This is a genomic window from Oerskovia turbata, assembly GCF_000718325.1.
Classification (GTDB): domain Bacteria; phylum Actinomycetota; class Actinomycetes; order Actinomycetales; family Cellulomonadaceae; genus Oerskovia; species Oerskovia turbata.
The window spans coordinates 268,219-284,510 of record NZ_JOFV01000005.1; the positions used below are offsets into that span (position 1 = coordinate 268,219).

Consider the following 16,292-nt stretch of genomic DNA (forward strand, 5'->3'; position numbering starts at 1 on the left):
GCTCGCACGAACACCCCATTCCACCCCTGAGGGGAGGCCCCGGCAACCCGAGGGCCCCTCAGCGGACGGTGCGCGCCCTCACCCGCAGCGGTGCGGGGGTCACAGCCCGCTGGACGAGCGCGAGGACCGCGTCGACGACGAGGCACAGCACCGCGATCACGACGCCCACCGCGAGGACCTGCCCGTAGCGCTGGTTGGAGAAGCCGACCCGCAGAGGCACGCCGAGCCCTCCGCCGCCCACGAACGCCGCGAGCGTCAGCACCGCGATGACCTGCACGATCGCCGTCCGCAGTCCGGCCGCGACCAGCGGCACCGCGAGGGGGACCTCGACGAGCCACAGCGAGCGCTGCGAGCTCATGCCCATGCCGCGCGCCGCGTCCTTGACGTCGGGGTCGACCTCGGCGACGCCCGTGTAGGCGTTCGCGAGGATGAGCGGGATCGCGAAGATCACGGCCGAGATGACCGCGGCCCGGTCCCCGAACAGCCCGCCCGCCGCGAGGATCAGCAGGATCCCGAACGTCGGCAGCGCGCGCGAGGTGTTGACGATCACGATCGTCGGCCCTGCGCCCTTGCCCGAGTGGCCGAGCCAGATGCCCGCGGGCAGCGCGATCAGGGCGGCCAGGAGGACCGCGACCGCGGTCATCTCCAGGTGCTCGCCCGTGCGGACCAGCAGCCCGTCGGGGCCGGTCCAGTTGAGCGGGTCGTTGAGCCACGTCAGGGCTTCCTGGACGACGTTCATGCGGTCCGCTCGCTCGCCGCCTCGGCCGCCTGCGCGACCGCCGCCTCATCCGCGCCCCGTCCGGAGCGGTCCGTCGAGCGGTCTGCCGAGCGGTCTGCCGAGCCCGGCGCCCGGGTGCGCGACCACGGGGTCAGGACCCGACCCAGGAGCAGGAGCAGCAGGTCGAGCACGACCGCCAGCAGCAGGCACAGGAGCGTCGCCGTCATGATCTGGGCGTTGTAGCTCGACCGGAAGCCGCGGAACATCAGGGTGCCCAGCCCGCCGAACCCTGCCACGAACCCGACCGTGACGAGCGCCACGGTCGAGACGGTCGCGAGCCGCACGCCGGTCATGATGCTCGGCAGCGCGTTCGGGATCTCGACCGAGGCCAGCAGTCGCGTGGGCCCGTAGCCCAGGCCCTTGGCCGCGTCGCGCACGTCCGGGTCGACGCCCTGCAGGCCCACCAGGATGTTGCGCACCAGGATGAGCAGGGCGTACATCACGAGACCGATGAGCACGGGGGTCCGGCCGATCCCCGTGAACGGGACGAGGATCGAGAACAGCGCGAGCGAGGGGATCGTGTACATGACGCCGGTCGTCCCGAGCACGGGGACGGCGAGCCAGCGCACACGGTGCGCGAGCGCCGCGAGCGGCAGGGCGATGACCAGCGCGATGAGCACGGCCTGGAGGGTGATCGTCGTGTGCTCGACGAGCGCCTGGGAGATCTCTCCCCAGTTGTTCTGGACGTAGCTCCACGAGAACCACGGGTTGGGTGGCATGCCGTCGAACCTATCCCGAGCCGCCCACCGCTCGCGCGACGGGGTGGTGCGCCGGGTAGCGTCGGGGCATGGCGAGCACCCCGACCGGCACCACCGAGGCCACCCCAGCATTCCCGACGATCACCGACGAGACGGTCATCGAGTTCGACGGTGTCCGCAAGGAGTACCCGAACGGGACCGTCGCCGTGGGCGACCTGTCCCTGAGCGTGCGCGAGCACGAGATGCTCGCGCTCGTCGGGCCGTCCGGCTGCGGCAAGTCCACGACGCTGCGCATGACCAACCGTCTCGTCGAACCCTCGGCCGGGCGCATCCTGCTGCGCGGCGAGGACATCACGCAGGGCGACCCCGTGGCCCTGCGGCGTCGCATCGGGTACGTGATCCAGAACGTCGGCCTGTTCCCGCACCGCACCGTCGCGCAGAACGTCGCGACCGTCCCTGGCCTGCTCGGCTGGGACAAGGCACGAACCCGCTCACGGGTCGGCGAGCTGCTCGAGCTCGTCGGCCTGGCCCCCGACACCTATGCCAAGCGCTACCCGCACGAGCTCTCGGGCGGCGAGCGTCAACGCGTCGGCGTGGCCCGGGCCCTCGCGACCGATCCACCGGTCCTGCTCATGGACGAGCCCTTCGGCGCCGTCGACCCCGCCGGGCGCCGAAGGCTCCAGTCCGAGTTCCGGCGCATCCAGCGCGAGCTCGGGACCACGGTCCTGTTCGTGACGCACGACATCGACGAGGCCGTCCACCTCGCCGACCGCATCGCGGTCTTCAGCTTCGGCGGGCACCTCGAACAGCTCGCCGAGCCCCTGACCGTCCTGGCCCACCCCGCGAGCGACGCAGTGCGCGAGTTCATCGGAGAGGGCGCGCCGGTCCGCATGCTCGGGCTCGCCATGGTGCAGCGCGCAGACCTCGAGAGCGTCGACCTCATCTCGGCACCTGCCCCCGACCCCATCCGCCTGGGCGCGCCGCTGTCCGTCGCCTTCGAGGCGATCGCGGCGCTGCCCGGCTCCGCGATGGGCCGGGTGCCCGTCGCTGACGACGCGGGCGACGTCGTCGGGACCCTCACCGCGGACGGGATCCTCACCGCCCTGCGGCGCACCGCGGACGCCGCCGCGGTCTAGCGGCGCGACGGAGATCTCACCGCCCGCGCGTGTACGGTGCGCGCGGGACGTCTAGGCTCGTACGCGTGACCACCACCGCGCGCATCGCCCTCGCCACCTGCTCCGTCCTGCCCCGGCTCGACCCCGACGACGCCCCCCTCGTGGGCGCCCTCGTCGCCCGGGGCATCGAGGCCGTGCCGTCGGTGTGGGACGACGAGTCGGTCGACTGGTCGTCGTTCGACGCGGTCGTCGTACGCTCCGCCTGGGACTACGCGCCGCGCCGCGACGAGTTCGTCGAGTGGGCGGAGCGCGCCGGTCGTGTGCTCAACCCCGCCGCCGTCATCAGCTGGAACACCGACAAGCGCTATCTCAAGGAGCTCGAGGAGCAGGGCGTACCCGTCATCCCGACGCTCTGGCTCGACCCGAGCCAGAACCTGTCCTCGCGCGCCATCCACACGCGACTGCCCGCGCAGGGCGACTTCGTCATCAAGCCCGTCGTGAGCGCCGGGGCCAAGGACACCGGGCGCTACCAGTCCGGTGAGGCGCACTCGCGCGGCCTCGCGATCCAGCACGCCAAGAACCTCCTGGCCTCCGGCCGCCAGGTCATGGTCCAGCCGTACGTCCGCAGCGTCGACACCGCGGGGGAGACCGGGCTCGTCTTCATCGACGGCGAGTTCTCGCACGCCGTGCGCAAGAACGCGCTGCTCACCGGACCGCACCGGCCTACCCAGGGCCTGTACAAGCAGGAGGAGATGAGCCGCTTCGAGGCGAGCCCCGAGCAGCTCGCGGTCGCCGAGCAGGCGCTCGCGGTCGCGGCGCAGGCAGTCCCCGGGCAGGAGCCCAACCTCTACGCACGGGTCGACCTGGTGAACGGGGACGACGGCGCCCCCATGGTCATCGAGGCCGAGCTCACCGAGCCCTCGCTCTTCTTCTCGCTCGGCAAGGGCTCGCTCGACCGCTTCGCGGACGCGGTGGCACGGCGGCTCGCGGCGAGCCCCGAGGCCTGACCGCCCGCCCTCGTCAGGCGGGCGCACGTCACGGCGCCCCGACCCCGGACGTGATGAAGGCCCGACGAGCGGTTGCTCGTCGGGCCTTCACCATGCCGGGAGATTCTTGCCGGGTGATCTGCCGAGCTGGTCGTGCTGGTGCTGCTGCGCCGCTGCGTCAGGCGTTGACGACCTCAGGGGTGGTCGCGGTGCCGGCGCTCAGTGCGGGGGCTGCTCCGATGCGGCGCAGTGCGTAGCCGAGGAGACCGAACAGGACACCGAGGCCCATGACCAGCGCGCTGACACCGTAGGACACGACCGAGGTGAAGAGCGAGGCGCGCAGGAACGAGCCGTTCATGACCGTGGCACGGGTCGGGTCTTCCTTGTCGAGCTCTGCGTAGGTCTTGCCCTCGCTCATGGCGAGCGCGTGCTCGTTGATGACCTCTGCCTGGGCGTAGGCGCTGAACGGGCCCCGGACCGGCGAGCCGGCGAGCATCGAGGCGTCCTCGGAGACCGTGATCTTCTCGGCGGCCAGCTGCGAGCTGATGGTGGCCCAGGTGGCTGCGCCGGCGAGCAGCAGCACGAGGCCTGCGATCATCGTGACGAGGCCGATGAGGCGGACGGAGCGGGCGGGGCCAGCGGTGCTGGTGCTCATGGTGTGACTCCCAGAAGAAGAGGTCGAGGCGACCTGAGATGAGGTGCGAAAGGTTCGAACTTCGTTGCGATCCCTATGCTGGGAGCGCTTCGATAAGTCGACCCTACAGACCTTGTGAACGCCTTCACAAGCGAGAATCTGTGGCCTCCGTCACGTGGAGATGACAGAGTGTCACTCTCGGGAGAAGCGGCCCGCCGAACCGTTCCGACGCGTAGGGCCGAAGGTTCTCCGGGCCCGGGACGAAGGTCCCGAGCGGTCCTCCGCAACGGGTCCGTGAACGCCAGGAGGGTGGCATGGGACACGACGCCGACCACGACCTGCAGGGCGAGCTGGAAGCCGTCGAGGCGGACTGGGGGCACGCCATCGTGGCCAACGACGCCGACGCGATCGGCCGGTTCATGACCGACGACTGGCTGATCGTCGGCGAGGACGGCACCACGTCCCGGGAGGACTTCCTGACCCTCGTGCGATCAGGCGACCTCACGCACGAGTCGATGAGCAAGATCACCGGCAGCGTCCGCCTGCTGGGCGACGTCGCCGTGCTCGTCGGCCGCGGCGCCAACACCGGCCACTACCAGGGCCAGGCGTTCACCTCCGACGAGTGGATCACCGACGTGTTCGTCCGGGGCGCCGACGGGTGGCGGTGCGCGCACACGCACCTCACGGCGGCCCGCGACGGGTCCTGACGCACGGCCGCCGTGAGCACCCTCGGCGTTCTGCGCCGTCGGGCTGCGGCCGCCGCCTCGCCCCGCGGATGCCCCTGGAAGCCGCGGACGCGGGCTGTCATGCTTGCGCCTGCAGGAGCGACGAACAGGAAGGCTCGATGAGCGAGACGATCGCGTGGCTGCGGACCGCTGTCGGTCGCATCCAGGAAGGGCAGGCGCCCCACCACTTCGACACCCGGCACCTCGACGAGCTGGGCGAGGGCTGGGACGGGCTCGATGACGTCCCCCGAGTCCTCGAGTCCCTCCTGAGGGCGACGCGAGGACTGTCGGCCGACTGCCGGGTCGCCCTGGCCGTACCTCTGGCCGGGTCCGAGGCCCCGCCACAGGACAGGCCCGAGCTTCTCGACCTCGTCCTCGACGAGCACGAGCCGCCGTCGATCTACGTCCTCGGCGAGAAGCACTTCCTCCAGGGACCCGACACGAGCGACCGCGTCCACCTCCCGTACCCGACCTCGCCGTGGGGACCGCCGAGCGACGTGCACGTCGAGCTCGTCGCCCGGCGTGACCGTGAAGCGGCCGAGCGAGGGTGGGGCTGGGTGAGCACCCTGTGGGTCCACGTGCGCCCAGCGTCGCTCGCCTGACCCTCGCCACGCCGTGCTCGAGCGCCCACGGCGAGCGGCGCCGTCGGGCCTACGGGGTCCAGTCCGGGCGCAGCGGGAAGCCCGACGCCCCGCCCGGCTCGGGGCGCACCGCGAGCACCTGGTGGAGCTGGATCTCGTTGCGCTCGAACGCGAGCCGCGAGCCGGCCATGTACAGGCCCCACACGCGGGCCGTGCCGATCCCGACGTCGGCCACGCACGCGTCCCAGTGCCGCGTGAGGTTCGCGCCCCACTCGCGCAGCGTCATCGCGTAGTGCTCGCGCAGGTTCTCCTCGTGCCGCACCTCGAGACCCACGTCCTGCATGGTCGAGATGATCCGGCCCGAGCCCGTGAGCTCGCCGTCCGGGAAGACGTACCGGTCGATGAAGCCGCCCGCGCGGGGACGGGCCGTGTTGGTCGGGCGCGTGATCGAGTGGTTGAGCAAACGGCCGCCGTCGCGCAGACGCCCCTGGAGGAACGTGAAGTAGGCACGGTAGTTCGCGACCCCGATGTGCTCGGTCAGCCCGATCGAGCTCACGGCGTCGAAGCCGCCGTCGGTCACGTCGCGGTAGTCGCCGTACCGGACCTCCGCGAGGTCCGCCAGCCCCTCGGCCTCGATCCGGGCCTGCGCCCACTCGGCCTGCTGCCGGGACAGCGTGACCCCCAGTGCGCGCACCCCGGCGCGCGCCGCGTGCCGGACCATGCCGCCCCATCCGCACCCGACGTCGAGCAGCCGCATGCCCGGGTGCAGCCCCAGCTTGCCCGCGACCAGCGCGTACTTGTGCTCCTGCGCCTCCTCGAGCGTCGCCTGCGGCGTGGGGAAGCACGCGCACGTGTACGTCATGGACGGCCCCAGGACGTGCTCGTAGAACGTGTTCGAGACGTCGTAGTGGTGGCTGATCGCCTCGGCGTCCCGCTGCCGCGAGTGCCGCAGCCCCTCGGTGAGCCGGCGCAGGCGCGACAGGTGCTCCTCGGGAGGCGGCTCGGGAGGCCGCAGGACGCCCAGGCCCAGACCGCGCGCCCACCGGGCCACCTCGACCGGGCTCGGACGGCGCAGCCGCAGCCCGTCGGCAGCAGCCCGGAGCAACGGGTACGGGTCGCCGCCCGGCACCCCGTCCACCTGCAGGTCGCCCGCGACGTACGCGCGGCCGAGCCCCAGCCCGCCGGGTGAGGTCGCGACGTAGCGCAGGCCCCGCTCGTTCGCCAGGTGCACGTGGAACGAGGCGTCGGGCGGACCCGCGCTCGACCCGTCGTACGCGCTGAAGCCGAACGGCAGCGGGCCGTCCGCCAGCTCGTCGAGGACCTCGGCCACCGCGATCTGCGTCATGCCCCCAGCACCGCCTTCTCGTAGAGCGTCGGCGTGCGCCCTGCCGGGTCGTAGCGGTCCTTGACGGCCGCGTAGTCGACGCCGCCGTACAAGGTGTCGAACGTCTCGCGCCCGTACGTCGAGGTCGAGTAGAGCGACTTGTGACCGTGCCGGACCGCGACCGCCATCTCGATCAGCCGGTTCACGTCGCCGTCGCGCCCGCCCTCGGCGATCGGGACACCGCCCCAGAAGCCCACGTTGACGTACACGCGGTGCGGTTCGAGCGGGTACAGCGGCCACGGCTCGGGCGAGGCGAGCCGCAGCGGGCACAACCACACGGGCGTCATGGGGACGTGGCCCGTGAACCACGCCATGAAGCTCTCGAGCTGGTCGAGCGGCACCTCGACGTCCTGGACCACCCGCTCGTCGCGCGGCCGACGGCGAAGGTCGGCGAGCCGGCCCGTGAGGTCCAGGCGCTCGTCGAGGCCCACGATCCGGCGGTAGACGTCCGAGCGTCGCCACCGACGCGGCCACAGCCTGCGCACCACCGGGTTCTGCACCCCGAACGCGCGCGAGCACCAGAACCAGTCCGTGTCCCAGCGCCACAGGTAGTCGTGCGTGCTCAGCACGTCGAGCGGACGTTCACGCACCGACAGGTAGTAGATGTGCTGCCCCGTGTAGTCGCTCGGCGCGGGCGCGAGCGACCGAGCCTCCTCGCGTGACGAGAAGCGGCCCAGGCACAGGTACACCTCGCCCGGCTCGAACAGGACGCCGTCGCAGAAGTCGACCCGCTGCCCCTCCCACGAGCCGTCCGCCGCGATCTTGCCGACCGCCGCAGCAACCTCCGCGACCGACCCGAAGCGCACGTTGCGGACCGCGACGAACGGCTCGGCCCGGTCCAGGCGCAGCCGCACGCGCGTCGCGTACCCCAGGGTCCCGTACGAGTTGGGGAACGCGTGGAAGAGGTCGGCGTGCTCACCCGTGGGCCTGGCCGTGACGAGCTCGCCCGACGGCGTCAGGACGTCGATCTCGAGGACCGCCTCGTGCGGCAGGCCGTTGCGCAACGAGCTCGACTCGATGCCGAGCCCCGCCAGGGCGCCGCCCACCGTGATCGTGCGCAGCTGAGGGACGACGGTCGGGACCAGACCGTGCGGCAGCGTCACCGCGACCAGGTCCTCGTACGTGCACATGCCCTGCACGTCTGCCGTGCCCGCGGCGTCGTCGACCGAGATCACCCCCGTCAGGCCCGACGCGTCGAGGCCGGGACCAGGGGACGGGCGCCGGGGGCGGAACAGGTTCGTCGTCCGCTTCGCCAGGCGCAGAGGACGGCCGGGGTCGACGGCAGAGGCGGAGCGCACCAACGTGGCGACGGCCTGCGCGTGCTGGTGCTCACCACGGACGGCAGTGTTCGCGGGGGCTGACACCTCACCCACTGTAGGGAAGGTTGGCGGAGCCGCCACCGGTGAGCGGGATCACCGTCGCTGCCGCGGGCCTTGCGGGGCGGTGAGAGGCTCTCAGGGGCCGCCCTGCTACGGTGCCGCCATGTTGGAGCAACGGCGGGACGAGCTGCGAAGCGCCTACCTGCGACTCGGCACCGGCGAGCTCGCCGCCGCGGGAGTCTTCGCGACGGCCGCGCTGACCGTCGTGGCGCCCAGGCTCGCCGCCCCCCGCGACCAGGCAGCACTGTGGTCGGCGCTCGTCCCTCTGCTCCTCGTCCTCGTGCAGGCGGGCACCTACTGGCTCCTGGCGCGCACCTGGGTCGGACGAGCACCGATGCCGGCAGCCGTGGCAGTGACGTACCGCGCCCTCCGGGCCCTCACCGCCGGCGCCTTGGCGGCCGGCCTGATCGGAGTGGTGGTGTGGTGGCCCCGCGACGTCACCGTGATGCTGCTCGTCGCCGGAGTCTGGGGATTCGCAGCCGCCGAGTACGTCAACTACTACGTGGTCCGCCTGGCCTACCCGGTGCGGCAGCTCCCGGCCGCAGTCCGTCAGCCGAGCACGCCTCGGCTCGTCCAGGACCTTCGCTCCGCGCGGCCACTCGGTCGGGCTGTCCGCAGGTAGTCCGACTCCACCGGTGAGCGGGATCACAGCCGCCGCCAGGAGCTCGCAGGGTGCAGAATGCAGAAGAGGCCCCCCGCGCGAACGCGAGGAGCCTCTTCCCGTGGGGTGAGTAACGGGACTTGAACCCGCGACCCCCTGGACCACAACCAGGTGCTCTACCAGCTGAGCTATACCCACCACGGCCTGCTCGAGTTCCGAGGAACCGTTCTAGCAGCCGTCGAAAAGTGTACCTGGTTTCTGAGGGCTCTCAGGACAGCTTTTCGGCCTCGCCACCGGCGGGCGCCGAACCAGGGCCCGCCGGGGCTCCCGCGGCGGCTCCTGCGGCAGGTTCTGCTGGGGGCGCGACGATCGTCCCGAGGGTCGTGCCGACGCTCGTCTCCTTGATCCGCTCGGCGATCGCCTTCGCGGTCCGCGAGTCCGTGCCGGGCTGGGGCACGAACAGGGCCTCGCGGTAGTAGCGCAGCTCGTCGATGCTGTCGAGGATGTCGCCCAGCGCGCGGTGGCCGCCCGTCTTGGCCGGGGACGCGAAGTAGACCCGCGGGTACCAGCGGCGGGCGAGCTCCTTGATCGAGGAGACGTCGACGATCCGGTAGTGCAGGTGCCCGACCAGCTCCGGCATGTCCCGCTCGAGGAACGTCTTGTCGGTGCCGACCGAGTTCCCCGCGAGCGGGGCCTTGCCGGGCTCGGGCACCCAGGTGCGGATGTACTCCAGCACACGGGCCTGCGCGTCGGCCATGGTCGTGCCGCCCGGCAGCTCCTCGAGCAGCCCCGAGGTGGTGTGCATCTCGCGGACGAAGTCACCCATCTGCTCGATCGCCTCGTCCGGCGGGGTGATGAGGACATCGACCCCCTCGCCCAGGACGTTCAGCTCGGAGTCGGTGACGACGGCGGCGACCTCGATGAGCGCGTCGGCACCCAGGTCGAGGCCGGTCATCTCGCAGTCGATCCACACGATGCGGTCGTTGGTGTTCACAGGGCTCACGCCCACAGCCTAGGCCGTGGGGGCCGGGGCCGAGGTCCTGAACGTCCGTGCTGCGAGCCGGACGTGCCCGACCTACGGTCGAGGAGGACCTGGGTGCGACCGCACCCGGGTGCTCCCACGACGACGAGAAGGAGACAACCATGGCTGAGACCGACCTGGCGGGCCGTCGCGTCCTGGCGATCGTGACGAACTACGGCGTCGAGCAGGACGAGCTGGTGGTGCCGCTCGAGCACCTGCGATCGGCCGGGGCGGACGTCGACGTCGCCGCCGTGACGATCGACCCCGTCGAGACCCTCGTGGGTGACAAGGACCCGGGAACCACCGTCCCGCCGACGCTCCGGCTGCAGGACGTCGACCCCGCGGGCTACGACCTGCTGCTCGTCCCCGGCGGCACGCTCAACGCCGACTCCCTGCGGCTCGAGGACGCGGCGATCGCCGCCGTGACGTCGTTCACGACGTCCGGCCGACCGGTCGCGGCCATCTGCCACGGTCCGTGGGTGCTCGTCGAGGCGGGCGTGCTCGAGGGCAGGACCCTGACGACCTACCCGTCGTTGCGGACCGACGTGCGCAACGCGGGCGGCACCTGGGAGGACCGGTCCGTGGTCCGGGACGACGCCGGCGGGTGGACGCTCGTGACGTCCCGCAATCCTGACGACCTCCCCGACTTCCTGCGCGAGATCGACGCCGTCCTGGCTGTCGGCGCAGTGCACGCCTGACACCAGCCCGCGGACAGCACGAAGGCCCTGGCTCCCGTGAGGGGTCAGGGCCTTCGCTGTGCGGGAACCCGGTCGGCGGGTGGCGCCGGAGGGTCGAGCCGCGTCATGCGGTGTGACGGGGTCGGCGGGATCGCCGGGTGTGCTCCGGGAGGCGCGTCGTCGCCCGGCGCAGCGAGCTGCGGCGGAGGGTCTGCTCCTGGAGCTGTTCGCGCCGGCCGAGGTCGGCGACGTCGTACATGAGCTGGGGATGCATGGTGGGTGTCTCTCGTGACGTCGGATTCGTGGACCTGGCCGGGCCCTCCACCGCCCGGTACTGACCGGACGGACGCCACCGCGGTGATGGGTGCCACACTTCCACCTCCTCGCCGAGCGGCGCACCCCTTTTTCTCCCTAGGCTCTCGGGATGAACCCTGACGACGAGGCGCGCGGCGCCCGAGGTGACCTGAGTGCGGGGGAGGCGGCGCCGTCGGGCGGGCGGGACGTGTGGCGCTCGCGGCTGGTGGCCGCGTTGCCGGGCCTGGTCCTGATCGTGATCGGCGTCCTGGGGTTCGTGGTCGTCTACGACTCCGTGCGCGAGCGTGACGACCTCTGGTTCACCGACGACGTGGTGCTGGAGTGGATGGTCGCGCACCGGAGCGCGACCGCGACGACCGTGCTGACGTTCGTCACCACCATGTTCGGGCCCGTGGTCCTGCCGATCCTCGTGGCCGTGGGCTGCCTGTGGTGGGGACTCGCGACCAGGCGCTGGTGGGAGCCGGGGCTGCTCGTCGGGGCGATGATCACCTCGACGCTCGTCTCGACGGTCCTCAAGGCGCTCGTCGCCCGGCCGCGACCCGACGAGTCCGCGATGGTCGTCGCGGGCGTCGAGCACAGCTTCTCGTTCCCGTCGGGGCACACGATCGGTGCGGCGACCCTCGTGCTCGTCGGGGGCTACCTCGTGTGGCGGCAGTGGAAGGAGGGGCGTCAGCGCCGGATCGTGTTCGCGCTGTGGGTCGTGGTGAGCGTCGTCGTGATCGTCGTGGTCGCAGGGAGCCGGCTCTACCTCGGGTACCACTTCGTGACGGACGTCCTGGCCGGTGCGAGCCTGGCCGTCGCGGTACTGGGGGGAGTGGTCGTGATCGACCGGTTGCACGACCTGCGGCAGGAGAGCCAGCTGTCTACCTGACTCTAAAGAACCCTTGCGCAAGACTTCTTTAGAGTTGTACCGTGGCTGTCATGCCGCAGACCACCCCGCCCGACGACGCCGCTCACCAGCCCGCGCAGCCCCCGCTTCCGGCGCAGCGCGACGAGGCCGTCACGACCTCCGACCCGGAACGCATCCGCGCCCTGGCGCACCCGCTGCGCCTCGCGATCCTCGACCTGCTCGACGACGAGGGCCAGGCCACCGCCACGCGCTGCGCGGAGGTCACGGGGGAGTCAGTCGCGAGCTGCTCGTTCCACCTGCGGATGCTGGCCAAGTACGGGTTCGTCGAACCGGCCGAACGGGTCGGGCGCGAGAAGCCGTGGAAGCCTGTGGGGGCGGGGCGCACCAGCCGTTACGACCCCGAGCAGCCCGAGTCGCTGCGTGCCGCGGGCGAGCTCGCGCGGATCGTGGTCGGCCAGGAGGCTGCGCGGATCACGCACTGGATCGACGGCGCGCCCCGCCAGCCCCACGAGTGGCTGCTCGCGTCCGTCATGACCAAGAGCTCGTTCTGGGCGACGCCCGCAGAGCTCGCCGAGCTCTCGCGCGAGCTCCAGGCGATCACCGACCGCTTCGAGGGACGCTGGGCGCACCCTGAGCTGCGCCCCGAGGGGTCGCGGCCCGCCCGGCTCTTCGGCGTCGTCAACGCGGACCCCTTCGACCCGGACGCTCCCCCGTCCGCGGCAGCCCCGCCTGCTCCCGGCGCTCCCACCCCTGGCTCGGTCACGATCGAGCTGCCGACCGGCGAGGAGGCCGACGCATGAGCGCCGACACCGACACCGCGGCACCGGTCAAGCGGGCGTTGCGCACGCGCCCCTTCCGCCTCCTGACGGTCGCGTGGGGCTTCACGAACTTCGCGGACTCGGTCCTCGCGGTCATCTTCGCGGTGTGGGTCAAGGACCTCACGGGATCCAACGGCACGGCGGGCCTCGTGTTCGCGGCGCTGGGCCTCCCGGCGCTCGTCTCGCCGCTGCTCGGCCAGGTCGCCGACCGCGTCTCGCGCCGCCGGATGATGATCGTCGCCTACCTCGTCGGCGCGGTCTCGCTGCTCTCGCTGTTCGCTGTCCGGGGTCCGGACCAGGTGTGGCTGATCTTCGTCGTCACGGTGGTGTACTCCGGGATCGGTTTCGCGACGGCCGCGGCCCAGTCCGGGCTCATCCGCGACCTGCTGCCCGACGAGGCGCTCGGGGCCGCCAACGGTCGCCTCACGACCATCGACCAGACGTTCCGCCTCGTCATGCCGGTCATCGGCGCGGGCGTGTACGTCGCCGTCGGGCCGCTCCCGCTCGTGGTCTCGGCCGTCGTGGCGTTCGTGATCGCGGCGTTCTTCGTGTCCCGGATCGTGCTCGTCGAGACCCCGCCGACGCCGCAGGACGAGCGTGAGCCGTTCCTCGCCGAGGTCACCGCGGGCTTCCGGCACCTGGTCCGCACCGCGCCGCTCGGTGTCCTGACGGTCGCGCTCGCGGTCGCGTTCGGAGCCGTGGGCGTGCTCAACGCGGTGAGCTTCGCGGTCATCGAGAACGGGCTGGGGCTGGGCCCGGAGATGCTCGGACCGATCTCGAGCGTCCAGGGCGTCACGGCGATCGTCGCGGGACTCACGGCCGCACGCATGATCAAGAGGATCGGGTCGCAGCGCCTGGTCGCCCTCGCGCTCGGGATCGTCACCCTCGGGATCCTGCCCGCCCTGGGCACGAACCTCCCCGCGATCATCGCGGGGATGGGAGCGATCGGGCTGGGCGTCACGTGGGCCATCGTGGGGTTCGTGACCGAGCGCCAGCTCAAGACCCCGTCGACGCTCCAGGGCCGCACGTCGGCCGCGACGAACATGCTGCTCAACGTTCCGCAGCTCGCCATGACCGTGGTCGCGGCGGCCGTGGTCGGCGCGGTCGACTACCGCCTGCTCGTCGGGGTCACCGCGGCAGGGCTCGCCGTCTCGATGCTGCTCTCGCTCAAGGGATCGCGGGCGTCCGCGGCGGAGGAGGCCGCGGAGCCCGCGCAGGCTGCCGGCCGTTGAGTGCGTGATTCGGCTGCGACACGCCCGGCGAGTCGCCGCCGAACCACGCACTCAGCGGCAGCGAGCGCCAGCCAGGACTCGACAGGACTCGCGGGCGCGCGCTCAGCGGTCCCGCGCCGCACGCCGACTACTGTCACCCGGATGGACTCGACACGACGCACCGTCTCGACGCGGCGCACGACCTGGCAGGAGCTCGCACCGCACGTACGCACGGACGTCGAGAAGATCCTCGGCGGCGAGGTGGTCCTGGCCGAGAGCCAGGCGCACGGGTACTCCCCGGGCAGCGCCGACCGAGTGCGCACGTCCGCGGGCGCCCGCGCCTTCGTCAAGGCCGTGAGCCGCACCCGCAGCGTCGACGCCTACGACATCCACCGCCGTGAGCTCGACGTGCTGCGCCGCCTGCCCGACGCCGCGCCGGCGCCCCGGCTCCTGGGTGCGCACGAGTCCGACGAGTGGGTCGCCCTCGTGATCGAGGACGTTGAGGGTCGCCACCCCGGTCTGCCGACCGAGCGCCGCGAGCTCATCGCGCTCCTCGGTGCGCTGCTCGAGCAGCCCGTGGTCCGGGACCCCTCTGGCGCCTCGCCGTTCCCCGAGGCGACGGCCGAGCTCGCCTCGCTCTTCGACGGCTGGACGCGACTGCGGGCCGACGGGGAGCTCTCTGCACTCCCGGCCTGGGCCGCCGGTCACCTCGACGAGCTCGAGGCGCTCGCGGCCGGGGCGGCGCGGGCAGCGCACGGCGACCGGCTCGTCCACCTCGACCTGCGGTGCGACAACGTGCTGGTCGACACGTCCGCCCGCGTGTGGGTCGTGGACTGGCCGTGGGCCGGGACGGGCGCACGCTGGATCGACGGCGTGACCCTGCTGCTCGACGCCCGGGTCAACGGCAGCACGGTCGACGTCGACCGGATCGCGGCGACCCACCCGCTGTTCCGGGTGGCCACGCGGGAGCACGTCGACGCGTTCCTCGCGGGTCTCGCCGGGTACTTCTTCGACGCGGCGCGCCACCCCGCCCCGCTGACCATGCCGACCCTGCGCGCGTTCCAGCGGCGGCAGGGCGTCGTCGCGATCGAGTGGCTCGAGCAGCGGCGGGCCTGACGGGATCAGTCGTCGAAGCCACGGGCCCGCAGCGCCTCGCCGAGCGCGTCGGCCTGCCGCATCGCGCCCACGACGAGCGGCACGGCGAAGGCGCGCACGTCGCGCTCGTGGCCGCGGGCGCGCTGCGCGTCACGGACCCGTCCCGCGAGGTCCGCGATGACGGGCACGCTGCGCAGCGCGAGGGCCAGCACGAGCGCGATGCGCTCGACGTCCACGCCGACGCGACCGAGCGGCCGGAGCCCGCGCTCGATCGCGGTGAGGAGGTCGGAGACCCGCGTCGTGCAGGTCACGAGGCCCGCGAGCGCCACGAGCACCAGGAGGCGCGTGCTGAGCACCGCGGCGGACGTGAGGTCCATGAGCCACCACTGGAGCACGAACACCACGGGCAGGAACAGGCGCAGGGGGCGCACCTGGCCCCACGCGGTGCGCCACCCGAGGCCCGCGAGCGCGTAGAGCCCTGTGACCGCGAGGGCCGCGAGGCCCACGCCCACGGCGTCGCGCACGAGCAGCAGGGCGAGCGAGCACACCATGAGCGCGGCGAGCTTGGGTCCGGCGGGGGCGCGGTGCAGCAGCGAGCGCCCGACGACGTAGGCCCCGGTCGTGCCCGTCGCCGTGCCTGCTGCTGTGCGCGGCGGGGCCGTCCTCGCGGGGGTCATGGCCGCTCGTCCAGGTGCCGCCGGTAGTACGCGATCGCGGGGGCGGGTTGGTCGTCGGCCACGACCCGGCCCTCGTCGATCACGAGCACGCGGTCGTAGCCCGTCATGAGGTCGAGGTCGTGGGAGACGAGCACGACCTGCTGCGGGATCTCGGCCAGCAGCGCGGCGACGCGGCGCGTGTTGCGCAGGTCGAGCAGGGTCGTCGGTTCGTCGGCGACGACGAGGCGCGGCGAGGTCACGAGGACCGACGTGAGTGCGAGGAGCTGCTTCTGGCCGCCCGAGAGCAGGTGCGCGGGGTGGTCGGCGTGCCCGTCGAGGCCGTGGCGCGCGAGCCAGTCCGCGACGAGGCGGTCGCGGGCGGCGCGGTCGTGCTCGCTGCGTCGCAAGGAGTAGGCGACGTCCTCGGCGACGGTGGGCATGACGATCTGCGCGTCGGGGTCGGAGAACACGAACCCCACGCGCCTGCGGACCTGCGCACCTGCGCGGCGGGTGTCGAGGCCGTCGACCCGCACGGTGCCGTGGGTGGGCAGGACGAGCCCGTTGAGCAGCCGCGCGAGGGTGCTCTTGCCCGAGCCGTTCGCGCCGACGATCCCGATGCGCCGCTCCGTGAGGTCCACGGTGATCCCGCGCAGCACGTCGCGCTCGCCCAGGCGCACGTGCACGTCCTCGAGCCCGACGACGCAACCCACCTCGGGCGGTGACGTCACCTGGGCCGGGGCTTCCGTCGCAGCCGTCCTCCGCATGCTC

The 16,292-nt window shown here is 72.4% G+C and carries 18 protein-coding genes and 1 tRNA gene; 10 read left to right on the forward strand and 9 right to left on the reverse strand.

Annotated elements, in window-relative coordinates; all coding sequences use genetic code 11:
* Positions 1-58: 58 nt before the first annotated feature.
* Complete coding sequence (locus IE95_RS0106815; protein WP_030150882.1) at positions 59-739, reverse strand: ABC transporter permease; 681 nt, start codon at positions 737-739, stop codon at positions 59-61.
* Positions 736-1,497: an ABC transporter permease gene (locus IE95_RS0106820; protein ID WP_084689903.1), complete on the reverse strand. Its 762-nt coding sequence runs from the start codon at positions 1,495-1,497 to the stop codon at positions 736-738. The genes IE95_RS0106815 and IE95_RS0106820 overlap by 4 nt, the downstream gene beginning before the upstream one ends.
* A 68-nt stretch (positions 1,498-1,565) precedes the next feature.
* Here IE95_RS0106820 and IE95_RS0106825 point away from each other — a divergent pair, with 68 nt between their 5' ends.
* Both IE95_RS0106825 and IE95_RS0106830 read left to right on the forward strand, forming a co-directional pair.
* A complete protein-coding gene (locus IE95_RS0106825) occupies positions 1,566-2,612 on the forward strand; it encodes an ABC transporter ATP-binding protein (protein ID WP_084689904.1) in 1,047 nt (348 codons plus the stop codon).
* A gap of 65 nt (positions 2,613-2,677) precedes the next feature.
* Complete coding sequence (locus IE95_RS0106830; protein ID WP_030150885.1) at positions 2,678-3,598, forward strand: ATP-grasp domain-containing protein; 921 nt, start codon at positions 2,678-2,680, stop codon at positions 3,596-3,598.
* 157 nt (positions 3,599-3,755) lie between these two features.
* On the opposite strand, the gene IE95_RS0106835 is transcribed toward IE95_RS0106830, so the two are convergent.
* Positions 3,756-4,232 (reverse strand): hypothetical protein, encoded by a 477-nt coding sequence (locus IE95_RS0106835; RefSeq protein WP_030150886.1) that lies wholly within the window; start codon positions 4,230-4,232, stop codon positions 3,756-3,758.
* Positions 4,233-4,525: 293 nt separating this feature from the next.
* Between IE95_RS0106835 and IE95_RS0106840 the strand changes: the two genes are divergently transcribed.
* Entirely contained in the window at positions 4,526-4,918 is a 393-nt protein-coding gene (locus tag IE95_RS0106840; RefSeq protein ID WP_030150887.1) for a nuclear transport factor 2 family protein, read from the forward strand.
* 137 nt (positions 4,919-5,055) lie between these two features.
* Positions 5,056-5,538 (forward strand): hypothetical protein, encoded by a 483-nt coding sequence (locus tag IE95_RS0106845; RefSeq protein WP_030150888.1) that lies wholly within the window; start codon positions 5,056-5,058, stop codon positions 5,536-5,538.
* A gap of 49 nt (positions 5,539-5,587) precedes the next feature.
* Here IE95_RS0106845 and IE95_RS0106850 read toward each other — a convergent pair whose 3' ends face one another.
* Together IE95_RS0106850 and IE95_RS0106855 are read right to left on the reverse strand one after the other, a co-directional pair.
* A complete protein-coding gene (locus tag IE95_RS0106850) occupies positions 5,588-6,862 on the reverse strand; it encodes a class I SAM-dependent methyltransferase (protein ID WP_030150889.1) in 1,275 nt (424 codons plus the stop codon).
* Positions 6,859-8,265 carry an FAD-binding oxidoreductase gene (locus tag IE95_RS0106855; RefSeq protein ID WP_051702855.1) on the reverse strand — a complete coding sequence of 469 codons (1,407 nt, stop codon included), beginning with the start codon at positions 8,263-8,265 and terminating at the stop codon, positions 6,859-6,861. Before IE95_RS0106855 ends, IE95_RS0106850 begins: the two co-directional genes overlap by 4 nt.
* A 118-nt stretch (positions 8,266-8,383) precedes the next feature.
* Here IE95_RS0106855 and IE95_RS0106860 point away from each other — a divergent pair, with 118 nt between their 5' ends.
* Positions 8,384-8,902, forward strand: coding sequence for a hypothetical protein (locus IE95_RS0106860; RefSeq protein ID WP_030150891.1), 519 nt, complete (start codon positions 8,384-8,386; stop codon positions 8,900-8,902).
* A 101-nt stretch (positions 8,903-9,003) separates the two neighbouring features.
* On the opposite strand, the gene IE95_RS0106865 is transcribed toward IE95_RS0106860, so the two are convergent.
* Positions 9,004-9,079, reverse strand: a tRNA-His gene (locus IE95_RS0106865).
* 70 nt (positions 9,080-9,149) lie between these two features.
* Positions 9,150-9,836 carry an oligoribonuclease gene (gene orn / locus IE95_RS0106870; RefSeq protein ID WP_240666221.1) on the reverse strand — a complete coding sequence of 229 codons (687 nt, stop codon included), beginning with the start codon at positions 9,834-9,836 and terminating at the stop codon, positions 9,150-9,152.
* A gap of 188 nt (positions 9,837-10,024) precedes the next feature.
* On the opposite strand from orn, the gene IE95_RS0106875 reads away from it, so the two are divergent.
* From IE95_RS0106875 to IE95_RS0106900, 5 genes are all read left to right on the forward strand, one after another.
* The gene (locus IE95_RS0106875; RefSeq protein WP_030150893.1) at positions 10,025-10,600 is read left to right on the forward strand and encodes a type 1 glutamine amidotransferase domain-containing protein; all 576 of its coding nucleotides are present in this window, start codon (positions 10,025-10,027) and stop codon (positions 10,598-10,600) included.
* Positions 10,601-11,003: 403 nt separating this feature from the next.
* Positions 11,004-11,765, forward strand: a complete 762-nt coding sequence (locus IE95_RS0106885; protein ID WP_084689905.1) for a phosphatase PAP2 family protein — start codon at positions 11,004-11,006, stop codon at positions 11,763-11,765.
* Between the two features lie 50 nt (positions 11,766-11,815).
* Positions 11,816-12,544 carry an ArsR/SmtB family transcription factor gene (locus IE95_RS0106890; RefSeq protein ID WP_051702828.1) on the forward strand — a complete coding sequence of 243 codons (729 nt, stop codon included), beginning with the start codon at positions 11,816-11,818 and terminating at the stop codon, positions 12,542-12,544.
* Positions 12,541-13,794, forward strand: a complete 1,254-nt coding sequence (locus IE95_RS0106895; protein WP_030150896.1) for an MFS transporter — start codon at positions 12,541-12,543, stop codon at positions 13,792-13,794. The genes IE95_RS0106890 and IE95_RS0106895 overlap by 4 nt, the downstream gene beginning before the upstream one ends.
* 141 nt (positions 13,795-13,935) lie before the next feature.
* Positions 13,936-14,889, forward strand: a complete 954-nt coding sequence (locus IE95_RS0106900) for a phosphotransferase (protein WP_030150897.1) — start codon at positions 13,936-13,938, stop codon at positions 14,887-14,889.
* Positions 14,890-14,894: 5 nt separating this feature from the next.
* On the opposite strand, the gene IE95_RS0106905 is transcribed toward IE95_RS0106900, so the two are convergent.
* Together IE95_RS0106905 and IE95_RS0106910 are read right to left on the reverse strand one after the other, a co-directional pair.
* A complete protein-coding gene (locus IE95_RS0106905; RefSeq protein ID WP_084689906.1) occupies positions 14,895-15,545 on the reverse strand; it encodes an energy-coupling factor transporter transmembrane component T family protein in 651 nt (216 codons plus the stop codon).
* Positions 15,542-16,288 carry an energy-coupling factor ABC transporter ATP-binding protein gene (locus IE95_RS0106910; protein WP_206053294.1) on the reverse strand — a complete coding sequence of 249 codons (747 nt, stop codon included), beginning with the start codon at positions 16,286-16,288 and terminating at the stop codon, positions 15,542-15,544. The genes IE95_RS0106905 and IE95_RS0106910 overlap by 4 nt, the downstream gene beginning before the upstream one ends.
* Between the last annotated feature and the right edge of the window lie 4 nt (positions 16,289-16,292).